Source organism: Stenotrophomonas sp. 05L44_2 (genome assembly GCF_056665995.1).
In genome coordinates this window covers 1-5,022 of the sequence record NZ_JBFTNR010000266.1, presented here as the reverse complement: position 1 = coordinate 5,022, position 5,022 = coordinate 1, and the positions used below count along the sequence as shown (strand labels likewise).

At 67.7% G+C, this 5,022-nt stretch carries 3 protein-coding genes; all 3 read left to right on the top strand.

The features are described 5' to 3' along the window. Positions 1 to 2,484, top strand: a 2,484-nt coding sequence (locus AC1VAN_RS10895; RefSeq protein ID WP_480985794.1) for a bifunctional aspartate kinase/diaminopimelate decarboxylase, incomplete at its 5' end; no start/stop codon positions are given. Between the two features lie 90 nt (positions 2,485 to 2,574). Next, positions 2,575 to 3,927 (top strand): UDP-N-acetyl-alpha-D-muramoyl-L-alanyl-L-glutamate epimerase, encoded by a 1,353-nt coding sequence (murL, locus tag AC1VAN_RS10890; protein ID WP_480985793.1) that lies wholly within the window; start codon positions 2,575 to 2,577, stop codon positions 3,925 to 3,927. Beyond that, on the top strand, positions 3,908 to 5,022 hold a 1,115-nt coding region (gene murD / locus AC1VAN_RS10885; protein WP_480985792.1), incomplete at its 3' end, for a UDP-N-acetylmuramoyl-L-alanine--D-glutamate ligase. The genes murL and murD, both read left to right, overlap by 20 nt.

Here is a 5,022-nt window from a genome sequence, read left to right as displayed (position 1 = left end):
GAAGAGACCGGTTCGCGCGTTCTGGTGGTGGTTTCGGCGCTGTCCGGGGTCACCAATGAACTGACCGCGATTGCCGATGGCGCGCCGGACAGCCGCGATCGCGTGGCGGCGCTGGTCGAACGCCACCAGGCCTTCCTGGACGAGCTGGGCCTGGGCGCGGAGGTGCTGGCCGAGCGGCTGGCCGCGCTGCAGGGCCTGCTGGACGACCCGCGTGCGCCAAGCCGTCCTCTGGACTGGCAGGCCGAAGTGCTCGGCCAGGGTGAACTGCTGTCTTCCAGCCTGGGCGCGGCCTACCTGCGTGCCAGCGGCCTGGATTTCGGCTGGATGGATGCGCGCCAGTGGCTGGACGCGCTGCCGCCGCAGCCGAACCAGAGCGACTGGTCGCAGCGCCTGTCGGTGAACTGCCAGTGGCGTGCCGATGCGGAATGGGCGCAGCGCTTCCGCGCGCARCCCACGCGCATGCTGATCACCCAGGGGTTCATCTCGCGTCACGCCGACGGTGGCACTGCCATCCTCGGCCGYGGCGGCTCGGATACCTCGGCGGCATACTTCGGTGCGCTGCTCGGCGCCAGCCGCGTGGAGATCTGGACCGATGTGCCCGGCATGTTCAGCGCCAATCCCAAGGACGTGCCGGACGCGCGCCTGTTGACCCGCCTGGACTATTACGAAGCGCAGGAAATCGCCACCACCGGTGCGAAGGTGCTGCACCCGCGCTCGATCAAGCCGTGCCGCGATGCGGGCGTGCCGATGGCGATCCTCGATACCGAGCGTCCGGAGCTGCCGGGCACCAGCATCGACGGCAATGCCGCGCCGGTGCCCGGAGTGAAGGCAATCAGCCGTCGCAACGGTATCGTGCTGGTGTCGATGGAAGGCATCGGCATGTGGCAGCAGGTCGGCTTCCTCGCCGATGTATTCGGCTTGTTCAAGAAGCACGGCCTGTCGGTGGACCTGATCGGTTCGGCCGAGACCAACGTCACCGTATCGCTGGATCCGTCCGAGAACCTGGTCAACACCGATGTGCTGGCCGCGCTGTCGGCCGACCTGTCGCAGATCTGCAAGGTCAAGGTGATCGTGCCGTGCGCGGCGATCACCCTGGTCGGCCTGGGCATGCGCTCGCTGCTGCACAAGCTGTCGGACGTGTGGGCGACCTTCGGTCGTGAGCGCGTGCACATGATCTCGCAGTCGTCCAACGACCTGAACCTGACCTTCGTCATCGACGAAGCCGATGCCGATGGCCTGCTGCCGATCCTGCACGCCGAACTGATCGACAGCGGCGCGATGCCGGTGGAAGAGACCGAAGTGTTCGGCCCGCGCTGGCGCGAAATCGCCGGCACCGTGCGTCCGCGTGGTACGCCGTGGTGGCGCGGCCAGCGTGCGCACCTGCTGCAGCTGGCCGATGCCGGCACCCCGCGCTACGTCTACCACCTGCCGACGGTGCGGGCGCGTGCCCGCGCGCTGGCGGCGATCAAGCCGATCGACCAGCGATACTACGCGATCAAGGCCAACAGCCATCCGGCCATCCTGCAGTTGCTGGAGGCCGAAGGTTTCGGCCTGGAGTGCGTGTCGCACGGTGAGCTGAAGCATGTGTTCCAGGCCATTCCGGAACTGTCGCCCAAGCGCGTGCTGTTCACTCCCAGCTTCTGCCCGCGCAGCGAGTACGAAGCGGCGTTCGCGCTGGGCGTGACCGTCACTGTYGACAACGTSGAAGCCCTGCAACGCTGGCCGGACCTGTTCCGCAACCGCGARCTGTGGCTGCGCGTGGACCTGGGCCGTGGCGAAGGCCACCACGCCAAGGTCCGCACCGGTGGCAAGGAATCCAAGTTCGGCCTGCCGATCGCGCGCGTGGACGAGTTCGTGCGCGCGGCCACCGAGCTGGGCACCCGCGTGGTCGGCCTGCATGCGCACCTTGGCAGCGGCGTGGAAACCGCCCAGCACTGGCGCCTGATGTGCGATGAGCTGGCGGGCTTCGCGCGCCGCATCGGCAGCGTGCACACCATCGACATCGGTGGTGGCCTGCCGATCCCGTACAGCGAGGAAGACGAGCCGTTCGACCTGGATGCCTGGGCCGAGGGCCTGGCCGAGGTCAAGGCGCTGCATCCGGCGTTCCGCCTGGCGAYCGAGCCGGGCCGCTTCCTGGTGGCCGAATCGGGCGTGCTGCTGACCCACGCCACCCAGGTGGTGGAGAAGGATGGCGTGCGCCGCGTCGGCCTGGATGCCGGCATGAACACGCTGATGCGCCCGGCCCTGTACGACGCCTGGCACGACATCGAGAACCTCAGCCGCCAGGGCGGTTACGCCGAAGCGGCGTTCGATGTGGTCGGCCCGATCTGCGAATCCAGCGATGTGTTCGGCAAGCGCCGCAAGCTGCCGGTGTCGACCGCGCCGGATGATGTGATGCTGATCGCCGACGCCGGTGCCTACGGCTATGTGATGTCCAACACCTACAACCAGCGGGCGATGCCGCGCGAAGACGTGATCGAATGATCGCCGCCTTCCGCGCCCTGCACCCGCCCACCGACACGTCCCGCGCCTGCGCGCGGGCACGTGCCTGACCGTGCTTGAACTGGATTCACCATGACTGCTTTCGATAAACACCAGGTTTCCCGCTTCCGTTTCGTCCGCTGCGAATTCGCCGCGGACACCGGCGTGGCCAAGCTGGTCTACGCCTTCGATGACGGCCCGGAAATGGTGGAAACCGTTACCGTGCCCGGCGCTCCGTTCGTGCTGGAACCGGCCCGTGCCGATGCCGTGCAGCGCGCGCTGCGGCTGCTGCACCTGATTGCCGGTGTGAGCTACTACAAGGCCGGCGTGCCCGATACGGTCAGCATCGACAGCTACAGCATCGATGCCGATACCGCAGCGCTGGTGGAGACCATCTACCTCAACGGCCTGGGCGAATTCGCTTACCGCAACGGCCTGAACCTGCGTGGGCGCTTCCGCCTGCCGGTGCAGGGCGAAACGGTGCAGGCACCGGTGCTGGGCCTGCAATCGCACGCGCTGGTCGCCATCGGCGGCGGCAAGGATTCGCTGGTCAGCATCGAAGCGCTGCGCCGCGCCGGCGTGGACGAGACGGTGACCTGGATCGGGGGTTCGCAGTTGATCCGTGCCTGTGCCGAGCGCACCGGGCTGCCGACGTTGAACCTGGGCCGCGCGCTGGCGCCGGAGCTGTTCGAACTCAACCGCCAGGGCGCATGGAACGGGCACATCCCGGTCACCGTGGTGAACTCGGCGATCATGGTGCTGGCTGCGCTGCTGCACGGTGTGGACCAGGTGGTGTTCTCCAACGAGCGCTCGGCCAGCTACGGCAGCCAGATTCCGGGCACCGGTGAAGTGAACCACCAGTGGTCCAAGGGCTGGGCCTGCGAGCAGGCCTTTGGCAACCACGTGCGCAAGTACGTGGCCGCCGACCTGCAGTACTACTCGTTGCTGCGGCCGATGTCGGAGCTTGCGGTGGCCCGCCAGTTCGCCAAGAGCGATTTCTACGACGCGCATTTCTCCAGCTGCAACCGCAACTTCCACATCCTTGGCGAGCGCCCGGTGAACCGTTGGTGCGGCGTCTGCCCGAAGTGCMACTTCGTTTTCCTGGCGCTGGCACCCTTCATGCCGAAGACCCGCCTGGTGCGCATCTTCGGCCGCAACCTGCTGGATGACATCGAGCAGGCTGGTGGCTTCGATGCGCTGCTGGAATTCCAGGACCACAAGCCGTTCGAATGCGTGGGCGAAGGCCGCGAATCGCGTGCGGCGATGGCCACCCTGGCGCAGCGCCCGGAGTGGAAGGAAGACGTGCTGGTGAAGCGCTTCTGCAATGAAATCCAGCCGCAGCTGGATGCGGCCGAGCTGGAGCTTGCACCGCTGATGCAGCTGCAGGGCGAACATCGTATTCCGGCGGCGCTGTGGGAACGGGTGCGTGAAGATTTCGCAGCTTGAAGGCAAGCGCGTAGCGCTGTGGGGCTGGGGACGTGAGGGGCGTGCTGCGTATGCGGTGCTGCGCGCGCGCCTGCCATCGCTTGGCCTGAGCCTGTTCTGCCCGGCCAGCGAGGTCGCGGCCGCGCGTGCGGAGACGCAGGGCGTGCTGGACGTGCGTGGTGAACCGTCGGCCGAGGCCTTGGCGGCATTCGAGGTGGTGATCAAGYCGCCGGGGATCAGCCCGTACCTGCCGATCGCGTTGGCGGCGGCGGAGCAGGGCACCCGCTTCATCGGCGGCACGGCGTTGTGGTTTGCCGAACATGCCGATGCCGATGGCACCGTGCGCGACACGATCTGCGTGACCGGCACCAAAGGCAAAAGCACCACCACCGCGCTGGTCGCGCACCTGCTGCGCGCGGCGGGGCATCGCACCGGCCTGGTCGGCAACATCGGCCTGCCACTGCTGGAAGTGCTGGACCCTCAACCGGCGCCTGCGTACTGGGCGGTGGAGCTGTCCAGCTACCAGACCGGCGAGGTCGCGCGCAGTGGTGCGCACCCGCAGGTGGCGGTGGTGCTGAACCTGTTCCCGGAACACCTGGACTGGCACGGCAGCGAACAGCGCTACATCGAAGACAAGCTGCAGCTGGTGACCGGGGCCGCGCCGCGCGTTGCCGTGCTCAATGCCGCAGATCCGCATCTGGCGGCGCTGTCGCTGCCCGGCAGCGAGGTGGTCTGGTTCAACCAGCCGCAGGGCTGGCACATGCGCGGTGACATCGTGCATCGCGGCGGGCAGGCGGTATTCGATACCCGCAATACGCCACTGCCGGGCCGCCACAACCGCGGCAACCTGTGCGCGGTGCTGGCCGCGCTGGAGGCGCTGGGCCTGGATGCCGTGGCGCTGGCGCCGGCGGTGCAGGATTTCCGGCCGCTGCCGAACCGCCTGCAACGCATCGGCCAGGCCGATGACCTGACCTACGTCAACGATTCGATCAGCACCACGCCGCATGCCAGCCTGGCGGCGCTGGAGTGCTTTGCCGGCCAGCGCATCGCGTTGCTGGTCGGTGGTCACGATCGTGGCCTGGACTGGACTGATTTCATGCAGCACATGGCGCACGA